The sequence below is a fragment of the Tenericutes bacterium MZ-XQ genome (genome assembly GCA_002838205.1).
In the GTDB taxonomy this organism is placed as follows: Bacteria; Bacillota_I; Bacilli_A; order Acholeplasmatales; family Acholeplasmataceae; genus Mariniplasma.
Genome location: CP017950.1, coordinates 517,106 through 534,406, shown reverse-complemented (window position 1 = coordinate 534,406; position 17,301 = coordinate 517,106). Strand labels below are relative to the sequence as shown.

General features: G+C 31.8%; 15 protein-coding genes and 1 pseudogene. 14 read left to right on the top strand and 2 right to left on the bottom strand.

Annotated features, from left to right (window positions below):
• Positions 1-117: 117 nt before the first annotated feature.
• From BK011_02705 to BK011_02675, 7 genes and pseudogenes are all read left to right on the top strand, one after another.
• Positions 118-672, top strand: coding sequence for a hypothetical protein (locus tag BK011_02705; GenBank protein AUD64640.1), 555 nt, complete (start codon positions 118-120; stop codon positions 670-672).
• Between the two features lies 1 nt (position 673).
• A complete protein-coding gene (locus tag BK011_02700; GenBank protein AUD64639.1) occupies positions 674-913 on the top strand; it encodes a hypothetical protein in 240 nt (79 codons plus the stop codon).
• Between the two features lie 72 nt (positions 914-985).
• Complete coding sequence (locus tag BK011_02695) at positions 986-1,813, top strand: hypothetical protein (GenBank protein ID AUD64638.1); 828 nt, start codon at positions 986-988, stop codon at positions 1,811-1,813.
• Positions 1,810-2,451, top strand: a complete 642-nt coding sequence (locus BK011_02690; GenBank protein ID AUD64637.1) for a hypothetical protein — start codon at positions 1,810-1,812, stop codon at positions 2,449-2,451. The genes BK011_02695 and BK011_02690 overlap by 4 nt, the downstream gene beginning before the upstream one ends.
• Before the next feature lie 5 nt (positions 2,452-2,456).
• Positions 2,457-3,170, top strand: a complete 714-nt coding sequence (locus BK011_02685; GenBank protein AUD64636.1) for a hypothetical protein — start codon at positions 2,457-2,459, stop codon at positions 3,168-3,170.
• Positions 3,171-3,224: 54 nt separating this feature from the next.
• Positions 3,225-4,027, top strand: a pseudogene (locus BK011_02680) (SAM-dependent methyltransferase).
• Between the two features lie 2 nt (positions 4,028-4,029).
• Complete coding sequence (locus tag BK011_02675; GenBank protein AUD64635.1) at positions 4,030-4,527, top strand: hypothetical protein; 498 nt, start codon at positions 4,030-4,032, stop codon at positions 4,525-4,527.
• Between the two features lie 41 nt (positions 4,528-4,568).
• Here BK011_02675 and BK011_02670 read toward each other — a convergent pair whose 3' ends face one another.
• A complete protein-coding gene (locus BK011_02670) occupies positions 4,569-7,319 on the bottom strand; it encodes a hypothetical protein (GenBank protein ID AUD64634.1) in 2,751 nt (916 codons plus the stop codon).
• 173 nt (positions 7,320-7,492) lie between these two features.
• Here BK011_02670 and BK011_02665 point away from each other — a divergent pair, with 173 nt between their 5' ends.
• Positions 7,493-7,927, top strand: coding sequence for a hypothetical protein (locus BK011_02665; protein AUD64633.1), 435 nt, complete (start codon positions 7,493-7,495; stop codon positions 7,925-7,927).
• Positions 7,928-7,929: 2 nt separating this feature from the next.
• On the top strand, positions 7,930-8,178 hold the full coding sequence (locus BK011_02660; GenBank protein AUD64632.1) for a transcriptional regulator: 249 nt from the start codon (positions 7,930-7,932) through the stop codon (positions 8,176-8,178).
• Between the two features lie 79 nt (positions 8,179-8,257).
• Here the strand turns inward: BK011_02660 and BK011_02655 are convergent, their stop codons facing one another.
• Complete coding sequence (locus tag BK011_02655) at positions 8,258-9,424, bottom strand: hypothetical protein (GenBank protein AUD64631.1); 1,167 nt, start codon at positions 9,422-9,424, stop codon at positions 8,258-8,260.
• A 252-nt stretch (positions 9,425-9,676) separates the two neighbouring features.
• Between BK011_02655 and BK011_02650 the strand changes: the two genes are divergently transcribed.
• From BK011_02650 to BK011_02630, 5 genes are all read left to right on the top strand, one after another.
• Positions 9,677-10,327, top strand: a complete 651-nt coding sequence (locus BK011_02650; GenBank protein AUD64630.1) for a hypothetical protein — start codon at positions 9,677-9,679, stop codon at positions 10,325-10,327.
• Between the two features lie 555 nt (positions 10,328-10,882).
• Positions 10,883-14,584, top strand: a complete 3,702-nt coding sequence (locus tag BK011_02645; GenBank protein AUD64629.1) for a hypothetical protein — start codon at positions 10,883-10,885, stop codon at positions 14,582-14,584.
• A 52-nt stretch (positions 14,585-14,636) separates the two neighbouring features.
• On the top strand, positions 14,637-15,071 hold the full coding sequence (locus BK011_02640; GenBank protein ID AUD66125.1) for a hypothetical protein: 435 nt from the start codon (positions 14,637-14,639) through the stop codon (positions 15,069-15,071).
• Between the two features lie 90 nt (positions 15,072-15,161).
• Positions 15,162-16,103 (top strand): hypothetical protein, encoded by a 942-nt coding sequence (locus BK011_02635; GenBank protein AUD64628.1) that lies wholly within the window; start codon positions 15,162-15,164, stop codon positions 16,101-16,103.
• Between the two features lie 15 nt (positions 16,104-16,118).
• Positions 16,119-17,270 (top strand): hypothetical protein, encoded by a 1,152-nt coding sequence (locus tag BK011_02630; GenBank protein AUD64627.1) that lies wholly within the window; start codon positions 16,119-16,121, stop codon positions 17,268-17,270.
• Positions 17,271-17,301 lie beyond the last annotated feature (31 nt).

Genomic DNA, 17,301 nt, shown 5'->3' with positions numbered 1-17,301 from the left:
GTTTGAATCAAAAAAGCGATTTCTTTTATTTTTAGTATTGACAGATATATTTTTGTGTGTATAATTAAAGTGTATTAAATATACTAACGGTATACTTAAATTGAAGAAGGTATAGAAATGATAGAAACAAAGCGATTAATATTAAGAAGATTTGAAAAAGAAGATGCAAACGATTTATATGAATATTTGAAAGAAAAAAGTGTCTGTACATATGAACCTTATGATCCATTTACATATGAAGAAGCAGTAGCAAGTGCAGTGAGTAGAAGAGATAATCCAGCTTTCATTGCTGTTGTCTTAAAAGATGAGCAAAAAGTCATTGGCAATTTATATGTAGGTAATGAAGGTCCTGATGATGTTCGCACAAAAAACATAGGCTATGTTTTTAATCCAGTATATCAACATTTTGGATATGCAACTGAAGCTACTCAAGCGATATTGTTTGATCTATTTATGAATCAACACATTCACAGAATAGTCGCATACTGTAATCAAGAAAACAGCGCATCTTACAAACTTTTAGAACGATTAGGTTTTAGAAGAGAAGCAAGCTATATGAAAAACATGTATTTTAAAGTTGATGAACATCAAGAACCCATATGGTTTAATACATATCAATATGCAATGCTTGCTGAAGAGTTTAAAACAAGTATTGCAAAGGATGGTATATGAAATGATATGGTTAATAACAAGTATTATCATTATTTTCAGTTATGGACTGATAAGATATTTATTCTTTAAAAACCATAGAAATTATTTGGATTCATGGCGTAAAGATTTTCATAAAACATATAACGATCCTAGAAAGCAAATCATAGCCCATGGTCTACTTGCAAGTTCAGGGCATAATACACAACCATGGAAATTTGTACTCGGTCTAGATCAAGATAGCTTTGATATGTATATTGATTGATGTCATTTAACAGAATATGTTGATCCAGATCACAGACAACTATTCATCTCGCAAGGCACATGTTTAAAAAATATGGAAATTGCAGCACATGTTTTAGGTTATGATTTGGATATTCAGTTCAATTTTTCTGATGATTGGCATATATATCAAAGACTTGCAATAATCACCATAAAAAAAACAATTGCGAAAAAGCATATGTTTTATGAGCATATGTTTAAGCCAGACACCAATAGAGGCGTCTATAAAGAAAATAAGCTCACAGAGCATATGAAAAAAACAATAGAAGCATTAAATACTTATGAAGGTGTTACGTTAAGTTTGTTGGATGACAAAGAGCAAGTCACTCATATTGGTCATTTAGCACTTGAAGCGGCTTTTATTGAAGCTAGAAATCAAGATGTCATGAATGAGACATGTAGATTGTTTAAAAACAATGAGTCTTCCAAGAACACACATCCATATGGGTTTTCTCTTGAAGGACAAGGATTACCTGCTTTTATGATTTGGTTTATTCAAATTTTAATGAAGTTCTTTCCAAGTTTTAATCACCCAGATCAAACAAAGAAAGCTTTTCTAAATGGTACAAAAACAGCAATTGATCATACATACGCTTTTATTATGATTCACTGTGAAGATTTAAGTAAAGAACAGTTAATTTCTGTAGGTATGTTATATCAAGAACTCATCCTTCAATTGCATGAGCTAGCATTAGTCATTCAACCATTAAGTCAAGCCATTGAAGTCTATGATGAGATGAAGCAAGTCTATGATAAAATCCATAAAGCTTATGGTAATGGAATGCATATCGCGATGCTTGCAAGACTTGGATATCCTTCAAAAGCATCTAAACATACCATGAGGTTTAAACCGGAAAAAGTGATTAAAGAGGTGAACTCATGACTAAAGATGAAAGAAAAGAAAAAATTGTAGAAATGAATAAAAAAGCAATCATTGATGCTTGTGAAAAACTCATCATTGAAAAGAATTATGATTATCAAAAAGTGACCATGAATGAAATTGCTGAGAAAGCTGACTTTACAAAACGTACTGTTTATCAGTATATAAAGTCTAAAGAGCAATTACAGTTTGAGATTATGATTAGAGGACATGAGATTATGATCAAAAGGCTTAATCAAGTCATCAAAAATGAACATACAGGTATGGAAAGATTAAAAAGAATTGCTAAGGCTCTCTATCATTACAGTCATGAAGATCCACTTCATTTTTGGATGGTCATGAGTTATGAGAACAAGCATACTGATTTTGAAGTATCTGAAGCATTGATTCAAAAAACTTATGAACTCGGCGAAATCTCTATGGGTATATTAATGGAAGCCATAAGACTAGGTGTTCATGATGGCAGCTTATCAAGTGATTTAGACATTAAAAAAACTGCTTTTACAGTATGGTCTTATTTGCTTGGTGTTTTAGAAACAGAAAGGCTTAAAAAGAATTATATGAAGCATATGCATCACATCGATGTTGATATGTGGGTTGAGGATGCACTAAATTTAATATATAAGACATTGTCGAGGTAAGAAATATGCATAATTTGATAAAAAAAATAAGTGTTGTATTCATAGTTACATTACTCCTTTTGGGTTTGCCACTCATCTCTGGTTATATTGCTGATGCTTTGTTTGTAGAAGCTATCGATCCAGATGGAGCATTTTTATGGATAAGTATTCATCATATTGCACAGATGTTGATGTTTATTATTTTGATTTTATTAATAAAAAAAGTTAAACCAGAAATAAATTTTGGATTTAACTTTAATGAAAAGAAAAAAGGGTTTAAATATGTTGGATTCTTTACCATTGGATTTTTAATCTATACAGCTGTAGGATTTGGAATGACACTAATCAGTGATTCATTTGTGCCATATGCAAATGATTTAAACGCAAGAAATATTTTTGGCTATTTAGGGTTTCAGTTATTACTATCTGGACCTTCAGAAGAAATTCTATTTAGAGCATTTGGGATCACCATTTTGGGACTTGTTTTTAAGAAAAGAATATTCAAAGACAAGCTTAGTGTTAGTAATTTAATTGCTGCAGTAATTTTTGGGCTCGCACATGTTGGTATTTATTTTGCACCATTTGAACTTAGATATAATCTGTTTCAATTAATTTATGCATTTGCTTTAGGACTCATATATGGGGATTGTTATGAGAAAACTGGCAGTGTTATTTATCCGATGGTTATTCATAGCATCAGCAATGTTATTGCGGTTGGTGTCACCATGTTACTTTCTTAAATGACATGATGGTTTTCATGTTATACTATTTATAAATTATTCAAGGAGTATAACATGAACTTTGATGACATTAAAAAAATAAAAGAAGAACATATAAGAGTCAATAAAACTTATGAAATCTTTGATGAAGCAATGAGATTAAAACTTTCTAAAGCGAGTCAAGTAGAATTTATCACCGGTATTACTTATATGGATCAATATCTTAAACAAGATGCTAAGATACTAGATATTGGTGCTGGTGCTGGTATTACAGTTTGCATTATGCTAAAAAGGGATATCAGGTAGATGCTATTGAGCTTTCAAAAGTCAATATAAAGGCATTTGAGAAAGAGATTACAAAAGATATGCGGATCACCTTAAAAGAGGGTAATGCACTCGATTTAAAGGCTTATCCGAGTGATTATTATGATTTAGTGCTTTTGATGGGGCCTTTGTATCATCTTGCAAGCAAAGAAGATCAGGTAAAAGCAATACTAGAAGCGAAAAGAGTATTAAAAAATGATGGTGTTCTTTTTGCAGCATTTATATCAAATGATATGGTGTTTTTAACAGAACTTGATTATAATCAAACATTTTTTGAGTCTGATCAATATGACCATGAAACGTTTGATATCGTAGATTTTCCTTTTGTTTTTCATACAGTAGATGAAGCGATCAAACTTTTTGATCAAACGGATATTATGATTGATAAGATGGTTGCACAAGATGGTGTATCAGAACTCTTAGCTAAAAAGATTAATCAAATGTCTGATGTGAGTTATCAACAATACCCTAGATGTCATCTTTATTGTGCAGAAAAACCTGAGATGTTAGGTAGATCAAATCACATGTTGTTTATTGGAAGAAAGAAGATGTAAAGATGGATGTAAAGCTTAGTTTTGTCTCTATAGATTGGCATAACCTTGATCAAGTCATTGATCTTAAAGTTAAAGAAGAACAAACTGTTTTTTTGCCAGATATAAAAACCTTTTTATCACAAGCCTATGTCAACTTAAAACTTAGATATCAAGAACTTGTTTATGGGATAAAAAACCATGATCAGATGATTGGATTTACAAAAGTTATTTATGTAGGCAAAGGTGTTCAACCTTATCAGTTTGATGAAGATGGTTACTTGATTGATGCATTTATGATTGATAGGCATTATCAAGACCAGCATTTAGGTAGACATGCTTTTTCTAAGTTGTTATCGATTTTACAAAAATATCCTATGGGGATAGTTCATTGTTTTTATTTAATCTGTCATGAAGATAATTTGGTTGCTCACCGTTTTTTTGAAGCATTTGATTTTGTGCACACAAAGATGTACCAAAGAAATGGCAAATCATATAGGATTTATAAATATGTAGTCAAATAAAAAAGCACATTTGTGCTTTTTTTATGACCTACATAAATAATTTAATTGATTTTTATTTTTGTAAAGCTTAAGCCATCAACTGTGGTTTCAAAAACTAAACCTGATGCATCGAAAAACTCAATGCTTTCACTTTGGTCTGAAGCATTCCAAACCATAGCATATATATCACCAGTATGATTCTCGTAAAGTGAAGCACTCACTTGATCTTGGACATTCATCCAAGTTTCACTATGTCTTTGTCCAAGCATATGCATCGCATGAATCATATAATAGGAAAGACTTAGCTCATTTGGATAATCATCGTTTAATATTTTTGAGGCATCAAAGTTAGATATCACAGTATGACTATCAGTAATCGATTGGATAAACCACATATGTGAGAACCATGTATCGATTGTTTGGTTTTTTGCAGCTAAGTATGTGTCGAAAATTGAGGACAACTTTTGATGCTCCTCATCATTAAGCGCATAACTTGTCAAATACTCACCTGTTGGTAACCACTGAATACCATATATAAATGTTGGGTTTGCGCCAAACCAAGTGGCATAATCATGTTTACCACCCCAAACCATACCAGCAACATCTACATAATCACCATAAGCAGGATCCCAGTTTGTATCATCATAATCAAACCAGTATTCTTTGATTGCTGAAAGTTCAGTGACAAATCCATAGATTGCAGCATCTCTTCGATCTGTATCATTGGTCGCAAGCGCCCAGTGATAACCAGCATTCCATGAGTTTAAAGCTTCGGAAGTTGATTCTAAGTTATTGCCTTCTGCAAATGTACCATAGCCATGTGCCCATGTATGTCCAGCCCATGGGTCAAAGTTTCTTAAGTACTCAAATTGGTCATGATCTTTATATGGATACATATAATCATCAAGAAGTAGATTAACGATATCTTGATAGTTATCTAAAAATGATGGATCATACATTGCTAAAATACTGGATGCATAGATGATATAGCCATGTGTAAAGCTATGATCAGATAATTCAGAGGCAGTTCCAAAATCATTATTTGAATAGTAAGTGGTTCCCCATTGATAGTTATAAAATAAGAACTTATCATCTGATTGACCACTATAAGTATACCAATCTTCAATCACATATTTCAGTTTAGCGATGAACTCTGATTTTAAAGCATTTTGTCCAAGTTGATCAGAAATGATGATGGCTTGAGATAAAGGATAAATAGCTTTAGAATTCCAATAAGGCCCTTCAGCATTGATGAAACCTTCATCATCTGTGATATCAATGTCTTGATTTAAACCTTCTAGATAAGAAACTAAAGTTGTATCTGAAAATGCATCATTTTCAGGTAATGTAAATCCTGGAAGTACGCCTTGAAAAGAAAGGGTTGTTTGAAATTGATTGTTATCAAGTAGTTTCAATGTGCCTCTAACAGTACGATAAGTATAAGTGGTTACATTCACATCAGCATATTTATAATGGTGTGGCATTAATGCTAGTAATAAAGCATTTGAGTTGTTTTCGTTAAAGTTTGTTTGTTGATAATGATACGTTGTGATCACATCACTGTTTTGATGATCAATTTCATAGGATACATCTGTATCATGAGTCATCGTATATCCATGCTCATGATAAAATGATGCTTCAGTCAGATGATTGATTGCAGCGATGGATACAATATTTGAGTCACCTAAAGACATGTTTAAACGATTTTTCAATCCAAAAGGATGGTTATTTGACGTGATTGTAAACGTTGTGTTTTCAGGTGCATTGATTAAATAATATTTATCAGAATATGTTGGATTACCTATAATTTCAGGTGGACTTGTATCATAACCAGAATGTCTTTTTACAAGTTTAACGATGATGGCTTCTCCAGTGTAAGCAGATGAAGTAATGAGGTTGCCATCAATATCATAGTATTCATAATTATCTAATCCAATGGTATCAAATGTGTAAGTTATAGACGATTGATTAGCGACTTCAACAAATACATAAGGTGATCCTTGTGTGAGCGTTGTGACCATATGATCTGTTGAATCATTGACGTTTCGCATCGCAACTTTCACAGATGCATCACTATATCCAATCACTTTTGTCATATAGCCTAAGTCAAGATCAGATGATTTTAAGAAAGAATCCTTTAATGCGAGTGGAAACTGTGCCATAGTGGGTGTTTGGTTAACATTCCAGTATTGTACAAATCCATCTTCTGGATTGGTAATTTCCATGCCATCATTGGTGTAAGACAGTCTTAAAGGGTTAGTATATATGCCATTACTACCACCATAGTTTGTGACTAGCAAGCTTGTCCACCATCCGCTTGATGGTATTGCAGTATCTAATAAATCAGCTTCAATAAAGGCGGGGTTAACCGGATGATCAAACGCTGATAAAGCACCTTCGTAATAAGAACCAAATCCTAAAGATTGTTGTCCAGGCGATGTTGTTGATCTTTGTCCAGTAGGTGCTTCATAAGTGCCTTCAACAACATCGATTGTTCTTGTTTGATTGATGTTTTCATCTGCTAAGGACAAGGTGTAGGTTAATGTGTATGACCCGATAACACCATAATTAACATGTCCAGATATGTGAAATAAGTGTGCGACATTTCTGTTTTTATTCGTTATAATCTCTACATCTTCTAAAGGGTCAAAATAATGACCGACAATGATCTCCTTGTTTTCTAATCCAGAAATCGATTCAATGGTCTCAGGGACATCAGATTTAGGATCATCTGGGTCGTTATCATCTTTTTTACAAGCACTAGGCAAGATGATCAGGGATATCAGTAAAACTATATATAGAAATTTCTTCATAAAGCACATCCTTTTTGGTTTATAGAAGTAGCATACCACATAAAAAGCTTAAATGTTATAAAATCACATATATAAATATATGTAAATTTTTTTACAAAATAAAGTAAAATAAACTTGACATGATGACAAATAAAGTGTACAATAAAATCAGAATAAAAAAAGAGGTGTTTAATATGGGTTATCAGTTAAAAAAAAGTTATGTGACGATGGTCACAACCATCATAGGATTTGTTATATTCTTACTATACATATTAAGAGAAACAGATGTTGAGACATTCACTAAAGAAGATTTAGGTAAATATTTATTGTTAGTTGTACCAGTACTTATTGTCATTGATATGATTGGGAAGTTCATCTTTAACTTACTCGATGTGAATAAAGATAAAGATAAAAAAAGAGATCAAATGGATGAGTTTGATACGATTATAGAATATAAAAGTGTAAGAAACTTTGGAATTGCATTTATGTTAGGTTTCTTCATCAGTTGTTTATTGTTCTTAGTGTCTACATATATCTTTTATCCATTTCTAGCATTGTTTATCACACTTCATGTATCTGGTCTAGTTTTACAAGTTTCATATATCAAGTATTATGAGTATGGTGTATAACCATGAGTAAAAAAGAAAGTTATATTAAAAACAGGATCAGAGAACTAAGGTTTATGCATGATGAGATGTCGCAAGCACAACTCAGTGATCTTGTAGGTGTTTCAAGGCAAACAATTGTCGCAGTTGAAAAAGGCAATTATACACCATCGCTTGATTTAGCGTTTAAGATTGCAGAAGTCTTCGATTTAACCATTGAAGAAATATTTTTTAAAGATGAGGAGACTTACTATAATAAGTCAAGCAATAAATGATAAAAAATAGTAAAAGACCTCACATGGAAGCCTATATAAGTTTTATGAACAAATAAGAGGTAGCTACACCCTCATTTGATTATTTGAAATGTGAATGATCAAATGTCAGTTGGTTGACACCTAAATAGTATATCGTGCGTATTAGTTTTCTAACAGAGTGAACCATGGCGACTTTATGATGTTTACCTTCAGCACGTTTCTTAAGGTAATAATCATAGAGTTTAGGATTCAATCTTAAGCCCGCAAAAGTGATTTGCCAAAAAGTCATTCTAAGTAATCCGGATCCACGTTTGACGATATGTCCTCTGGTTTCTATTGTTCCTGATTGATTGACAGATGTATCCAGTCCAGCAAATGAAACAATTTGAGCTGGATTTGTAAAGTTTTTAAAATCACCAAGTTCGGCGATGATAATTGCTGCAGAGATGATGTTGAGACCTGGAATGGTTGTCAGTGTTTGATTGATATTTTCCATGAGATGGATGATTTCATGTTCAACAGATTCAATGATTTCAGTTAACGTCTCATAGTGTTTTATGGAGTGTTTAAGAAGTAACAGATCAGACTGAGTTTCATATCCAACTGATGATTTAGCTAAAGATTTAAGTTTTTGAACTCTAACATAAGATAATCTGCCTTTAGAGTGACTTCTAATGGATTCATAGTCATTGTTAGAAAGTTTCGAAATTCTTGCTCTGGATTTGAACTTTTTAAGGATGAACATCGCACTACTAGAGAGTCTTTCGTTAAAAAAAGGTTTAAACTCAGGAAAGATACGATCAAGGATGTTTGTCAGTTCAATGAGTGTTTTAGAACGATTGACCATTTGAACATGACGATACCTTACCAGTTGTTTTAATTCGTTGATGTGGTAAAATTTAGTATGTAAGGTCTTGTAGTCAACAGAACCTAGCATACTTGAAATCGTTTTGGCGTCAACTTTATCTGTCTTTGTCTTACGTAACGATAATGCCTTGGAAAACATGTGCGTTAAGTAAGGGTTAAATTCCAGATAAGTATAACCAGATGCCGTGATAAACTGTTTAAGGTTTGATCCATAGTGTCCTGTTGACTCAAGACCTATTCTTATTTCTTTTGACTGATCTAAAGATTTTAAGACCTCAAGAAATAAATCGAAACCTAAACGATTGTTATCAAAGCTGAATGCTTTGATTTGAATACCTGCTTCAGTAGCTATGAAGCAGTCGTGTTTGTACTTAGAGATATCAATTCCGATTAAGTACATAAAAACACCTCCAATATAAGTTTTAGCACTGGGTAAGTCACAGATTTCTTATTTATGTAGTCTTGTGATGAAGCGTCAAGCGCTAACTTACTGATTGACATTAAAAATAAGAACTGTGGTAAGAGTCTCCTCCAATAGTCAAAGCTATATATAAATGACACAAATCCACAGTGCTTAATTTAATTATAACAATAGAAAGAAAGGAAGTTATACTCTAACTATTATTACAGTTTTGAGTATACAAGAAGTAAAATGACACAAAGGAAAAGAAGTTTGATTGCAGGCATTTTATATCTATCATTGATTATTCCTGGACCTTTCGCATTTTTACTTATACCTGATATGATTTATAATGCGGTAGATCCTAATCAATATATTTTAAATAACATGTATTTAATTTATATTTGGCTGTTTTTAGATGTTTTAATTATTGGAATCGAAATTGCTTTAGCATTTCTATTACTGAAATTGTTTCTTCCAGTCGATCGGTTCTTATCGCAGGTTGCTTATGTTTTAAGAATGATTGTAGTTGGTGTGATGATCATCAATGTGGTTTATTTAATGTTGATTCTCATTGGTAGTGGTACAAATCCTATTGGTTTCGTCGATTTACATGTTGATTTTACCTTTGTATGGCAGTTTGTCTTTAGTTTCCATGTGCTTGTTTTAGGTATCATAATGATCAAGTATGTAAAAACGTTATGGAAATATTTAGGGTACATCTTAATCTTGGGTAGTGTTGGATACTTAATTGATGTGTTTAATCACTTTATACTTGATAGTCTATTTTTTACAAGTGTTGGAAATCTATTATTGATCTTTGTTACACTTGCAGAAATAGGTATGGGGATTGCGTTGTTACTTAATAAAGCAACTCCTAAAACAATCAACACTTCAATTTAGAAATACTTTTATAATTAAGAATACTCTAGTTGCAATAATAAACAAAAGAAGATGAGAGTCTTCTTTTTTGTATGATATTTGAATTGGTTTATGTCATCAACATGAAATATACATCATATTAGATCTTCATGCGGTTCCAGGTGGTCAAACAGATACTAATATCGATAACTCAAATGACCATACTATATTATTTATAAATGAGTTATATCAAAGACAAACGTTACATATTTTGAAAAAGATTGCTACTAGATATAAAGATGCATTAATAAATACTCTTAATAATTGCTACTAATCCAATACACAGATGTTTTAAATGATCAACAAGTCACACTTATACATGATTGCATTAGTGTCAAAAAGATCCAACCTGGGACACATCAATTAAAGATCTTAGCGAAAGACTTGGTGGAACTTGAAACCATCATCTTTAAGTGCAATAAACTTCAATGAGATGAATGAGATATGTAAAATATCTAAAACATCTCATTTTTTCTTTATATGCTACATACAAATTGATATACTATAGATAATAGAGTTTAGATTGGGGTGTTATGATTGGGTGTTAGAAAAAATCAGTTGCTTGAAGCATTAGAGACTTTAAGAGACGATATCAAAGAAAAATTAAAGACTGAAGGCATGATAAAAAATATATGCACAGATCAAGCACTCGATGAAATGGCAAAGAAGAAGCCAGAAAGACTCAGTGACTTTCTTGCGATTCCAGGATTAGATCGTGATTTTTTAGAGATGTATGCACATCTATTTTTAGATGTGATTTTAAACTTTACAAAAAAAGAAGTTAAAAAAGTAAAGGTTTCAAAGTCAGCATCATTTGTTTTAGATCGTTATAAAGATCGTCTATCTAATATTTCTAAAACCAATCCAAACTTATATATGGGAAGTATTGTTAAACTTAGAAATTTTGATCTATATGATGAAACGTATAGAGAAGATATTGAAAAATTCTTATCAAGAAAAAAAGATACCTATAAGTTAAATACAGATCAAGTAGATGTCTTTGAACGTTTAACAACGCTATATAGACATATGAACAAAGATTATAAAGATTTGGGGACTTATCATTTATATCTTGCATATCCATATGTAGAAGGCATTTTTAAACAAGATCATTTTCCAATTAAAGCACCGCTAGCATATATGCCTGTAAAACTAGAAAGACATAAAAAAACATATACGCTAAGCTTTGATACACATAAAGATATTATGATCAATAGAGATTTATTGCTTGCGATTTCAAAGATTGAAAAAGCCAATATTGATCAGGAAATGCCAGATTTAAATGATTTATCGCATCAAACCATTGAACGCGTGATCCTGCCTTTTTATGAAAAACATGGTTTAGAGTTTAAAAAGGGAAAGACACTTGCTTTCATCCCATTTAAAAATGAGCTCAAAGAAGATTTTTTAAAAACACATCAATATAAATTTGAACTTAAACCATATATTACATTTGGTAGATATCAACTCTACTCATCTATGCTTCAAAAGGATATGGCTGATATCATAGAAAGTGAGACTTACAATGAGTTATTAGAAGGTTTAATTGATGAACAAGATTTATATGCAGACGAAAAACCTCTAAAGATAACACTTTCAAGAGAAAAAATCGATGAGTCAAAGCTAACTTACATTAATGATTTAAACTTCTCCCAAGAAAAAGTTATAGAGATGATTGACAAGCACAAGAAGATGGTGATTTGGGGCCCTCCAGGCACAGGGAAAAGTCAAACAATTACATCACTCATTGCAAATCAAGTCTTAAGAGGACAAAATGTATGCGTGATCAGTGAGAAGAAAGTTGCACTTGATGTGATCTATCATCGTTTAGGTGGCGCAGCAACTTATACGATGTTTATTGATGATGCATCAGATAAACATAAGTTTTATGACCAGTTAAAAAACCTGATGGCACAACATGTACCACAAAGAAGACATAACAATGATGTATATCAAATTGAAGAGCAGATTAAAGATCTTGACCATCATTTTAATGAAGCAATTAAACTGCTTTATCATAAACAGTTTCAATATAAACCACTTGCTTATTTTTATGAGAGATATTTAAAAGATAGAGAAATCAAAGATGATCTCATCCCTAAAAAAGTTTATCATCTATTTAATCAATATCTTGGTGATATCGATTTTGATGTTGTTGAAGATATTGAAAAGACATTTGATAAAGATAAAAAACTAAAAGCCTTTATGTTTTATCATAAATATTTAAAGACGTATCGCTTTTTCTCTAAACTCGATACCAAAGTTTCAAGAAGTAGTATACTAGAGTATCAAAAGTTTATTAAAGCGTTAGAGTATATGCAAGTCATCTATCAAAAGTCATGGTTTTTTAAAAAAAGAAGACGATTAAGTAAGTTTTTAAATGATCATCAGATGACTTTAAGTTTTTTAACGCAAAAAAAATCTGTTGATCACCAATTCTTAAAAACAATGGTTAAAGACCCGGTTTTTTCATCTGAGTTTACATCCTACATCAAAGAGTTAAATAAGATCAAAACCAACTATGATAAACTATCTGAAAAAGAGATCAAGTTCTTAGATATGATGACTTTTAATGAAACATTAAGTAAACATGATCAACCTGAACTGTTTAGATCGTATATGTTTGATGCTTATTTCACAGGATTTTTAGAAGATTTTAAAGCTAAACATCAAAAATATTTATTTATCATCGATGCTTATGAAAAGAAAATAGATGAACTTAAAACACTTATTGATGAGAAGAAGCATATCACTCAAGATTCCTTTGAGATGGCTTTATTTTCACATGCGCTAGATTTTTCAAATACAAAACGGATTATGGATATTAAACGTATCTTAGAAAGTGATCAAAAGCCTTCAGTCAAAGCTTTTTTCGATCTTTATCAACTAGAACTATTATCCCATGTGAAAGTATGGTTGTTAACACCTGAAGCATTATCGACCATCATTCCTTTAAAACTCAATCTATTTGATTTAGTCATCTTTGATGAAGCATCACAAATGTATGTTGAAAAAGGTATACCTGCGATATATCGCGCAAAAAAAGTTGTGATTGCAGGTGATCCAAAGCAGCTTAGACCTTCATCCTTAGGCTTTGGACGAATAGATGAAGAAGATCCATATGAAGAAGATGAAGTTTTAAAACATGTAACATATGATGCAAAAAGTTTATTAGACCTTGCCAGATATAAATATCAAGAAGCATTACTAAACTATCATTATCGAAGTAAGTATCAAGAACTGATAGAGTTTTCAAATCATGCTTTTTATGATGGGAACTTGATGATTTCACCCAATGTTGATGAACCAGAAGAACCACCAATCTCCTATATATATGTTAAAGATGGTATGTTTATAAAGAGAAGCAATGAAAAAGAAGCAGATGCTGTTATTACTTTACTCAAAAAAGTACTTAAAGATAAAACTGATGATGAGTCTATAGGGATTATCACATTTAATAGCAATCAAAGAGATTTGATTATGAATAAAATTGATGAAGAACTCTTTAAAAAGAGTGTACATCAAAAGCGTTTTGAAAAAGAACTGTTTAGAACAAATGATCAAGAAGATAAAAGTTTATTTGTAAAAAACATTGAAAATGTTCAAGGTGATGAAAGAGACATCATCATATTTTCCATGGGATATGCAAAAGATGAAACTGGTGTTGTTAAGCGTCGTTTTGGTTGGCTAAACCATGAAGGCGGTCAAAATAGACTCAATGTCGCAATCACACGAGCGAAAAAGAAAATATATTTTGTCTCAAGTTTATACCCTGAAAATTTAAAAGTCGATGATTTAAGTGGTAAGGGACCAAAACTATTAAAAGATTTCATGAGATATTGTTACTACATATCACATCAAAAAAGAGACTTAGCCCAAGATGTGTTGAAGAGTCTTTATCAAAAAGAATCGATGACACAAACAATCATTTTATCTGGTATAGCTAGTGAAATTAAACAAAGACTTGAACGTCTAGGCTATCATGTTGATCAACACATTGGGATTGGTCAGTTTAAAATGGATCTAGCGATTTATGATGAAAAAACGCATCAATACTTATTAGGCATTATATGCAGTTTAGATAGTCACTATGATATCAATGCTAGACAATCCTTATATCATCAAGAAAGATTCTTAAATGCTAGAGGATGGGATGTCTTGAGAGTTTTTCATATGCATTGGTATGAAAACCCAAATCAAGTACTCAAGATGATAAAAGATAAACTGAAACATAAATGAGGAGGTGATGGAGATGCAAGATCTAATAGCGGCATTTTGGCATAGGTTTTTAATTAAAACAAACCTACCAAAAGATACAACTTATCTAGAAAGCTTTTATTTTGATACTTCTAAAGAAAGTGCTGATCATTTATGTAATCTGGTACTCAAGGGGATCAAGAAAGCAACCGCATCTAGTTTATATCATTATGAAGCTACAGATGAAAAGATGCCTAAAGTTGGTGATTATTCGGTTGTAACTAATTTTCGTGGTGAACCATTTGCAGTCATCATGACGACAAAGATTTCAATTATACCCTATAAAGATTTAACCTTTGATGTTGTCAAAAGAGAAGGTGAAGATGAAACCTTAGAAAGTTGGCAAGAAAAACATCAAAGATTTTATGAAATCGATGGAAAAGAGTCAGGATATTCATTTGATCAAGATATGCCAGTAGTTTTTGAAGATTTTGAAGTTGTTTATAAAGAAAAAGAAACTTGTAAGTAGAGAACAAAGTTTTCTTTTTCATTATTTTTTGTGTCATAGACTATGATATAATGGATTTATAAAGCCGTTTAATAGCAAAGAGGAAAGTATATGAAACTTATAAAAAAAGCATATCAAGAAAATGATTTCTTAAGAATCAGAGATTTTTTAAAAAGGACTTATCATGAAGAGGATAGACATCATAACTGGTTAATAGACCGCTGGAATTTTACAAGATATGTTGGACAAGTCATGCATAATACTGTTGAGGTTTGGCCAGCAACCGTAGGTATTTTTGAAAATGCTGAAGGCAGTATTTTAGCAGTTGTTAATTCTGAAGGTGAAGTTGTAAATCGAGATGCTGGTCATGCATTTTTTCAATTTGAGAATATAGATTTTTCAGATGAAAATCTATTGAGCATGATCAAGCATGCTGAAACGCATTTTCCAATTGTAAAAGATGGGATTTCAAAACTATATATGCATATAGGTCCTGATCAACTCAGATTTAAAGCCTTAATCACTGAGTTAGGATATAAACAAACTGGATATAAAGAGTTTCTTTCAATGATTGAAATTGACGATAGACATGAAGTTGAATTACCTGAAGTATATAAAATTGTAGATTCGACCATATTTACAGATGGAATGAAAGGTTTTGCTCACGGTAAGGCTTTTGGGTATTATAAGGGAGATACACCGGATGATGATGATTCTATGCTTGCGTTTAGATCTTTAAGAAATGCACCTGACTATGATGAGACGCTGGATCTTGCAGTACTTGATCCAAATGGTGAGATTGCTGCATTTGCTGGTTTTTGGTATGATGATCAAAATCAAATTGGTATACTTGAACCACTAGGCACTGTTCCAAAACATCGAAAACTTGGACTTGCTAAAGCATTGATCTATGAGGGCATGAATCGCTTGTTAAAAAAAGGTGCGCATAAACTATATGTTGGTTCTAATCAAGAAGCGTATAAAAAGATAGGATTTAAAGAATTATATTATCAAGAGATTTGGCTAAAAGAAGAAGTTATTCAATCAAAATAATTTTTAGGAGTTTATATGGATATTAAAGAAAAATCGTTAAGTTTACATAAAAAACTTAGAGGTAAACTTTCAATCGAATCAAAAATGATAATAAAAAATAAAGAAGATTTATCTTTAATATATACACCAGGCGTAGCAGCAAGCTCAGTAGCGATTAAAGATAATCAAGAGATGTCATATGAACTTACTGGTAAAGGCAATACGGTTGCGGTTATTTCTGATGGGACTGCTGTTTTAGGTTTAGGTGATCTTGGTCCTTTAGCTGCCATGCCAGTGATGGAAGGCAAATGTGCACTTTTTAAACAATTTGCAGGGATTAATGCTGTACCGATTGTATTGGATACAAAAGATACTGAGGAGATTATTCAAACTATTAAAATTTTAGCACCATCTTTTGGGGGTATTAATTTAGAAGATATTAGTGCACCTAGATGTTTTGAAATTGAAAAAAGATTAAAAGAGATGCTGGATATTCCAGTTTTTCACGACGATCAAAATGGAACAGCAATTGTTGTTGGTGCAGCACTATTAAATGCACTTAGACTCGTAAAAAAAGAGATTGATCACATCAGAGTTGTGATCAATGGTTCTGGTTCAGCTGGTATTGCGATTTCTAGATTCTTAATTGAGTTAGGCGTTAAAGATATCGTGATGTGTGATAAAGATGGTATTTTAGATCCTGAAAATGATAAACTTAATTCAGTACAAGTTGAAATTGCAAAGATAACTAATCCTAAACACACTGAGGGTGTTTTAAAGGATGCTTTAAAGTATTCTGATGTCTTTATCGGTGTTAGTGCTGGAAATGTCTTAAAAAAGGAATGGATAAGTTTGATGAGCAAAGATAGTGTAGTCTTTGCACTAGCAAATCCAACGCCTGAAATTGATAGAGAAGAAGCACTTGCTGGAGGAGTTAGAGTTTATGGTGCAGGCATTTCTAATACACCGAATCAAATCAATAATGCTTTAGTTTTTCCTGGTATTTTTAAAGGTGCTTTGGAAGCTAGGGTTAAAAATATTGATATGGATATGATGAAGACTGCTTGTTATGCATTATCTAAACTTATCAGTGATGAAGAATTAAACGAAGATTATATTGTTCCTAATGTTTTTCATGAAGGTGTTGCTAAAGCAATTAGTTCAGCAATTGTAAAAGAAAAAAAATAGGTTTTTATTGATATTTATAAAAGATAAAGAA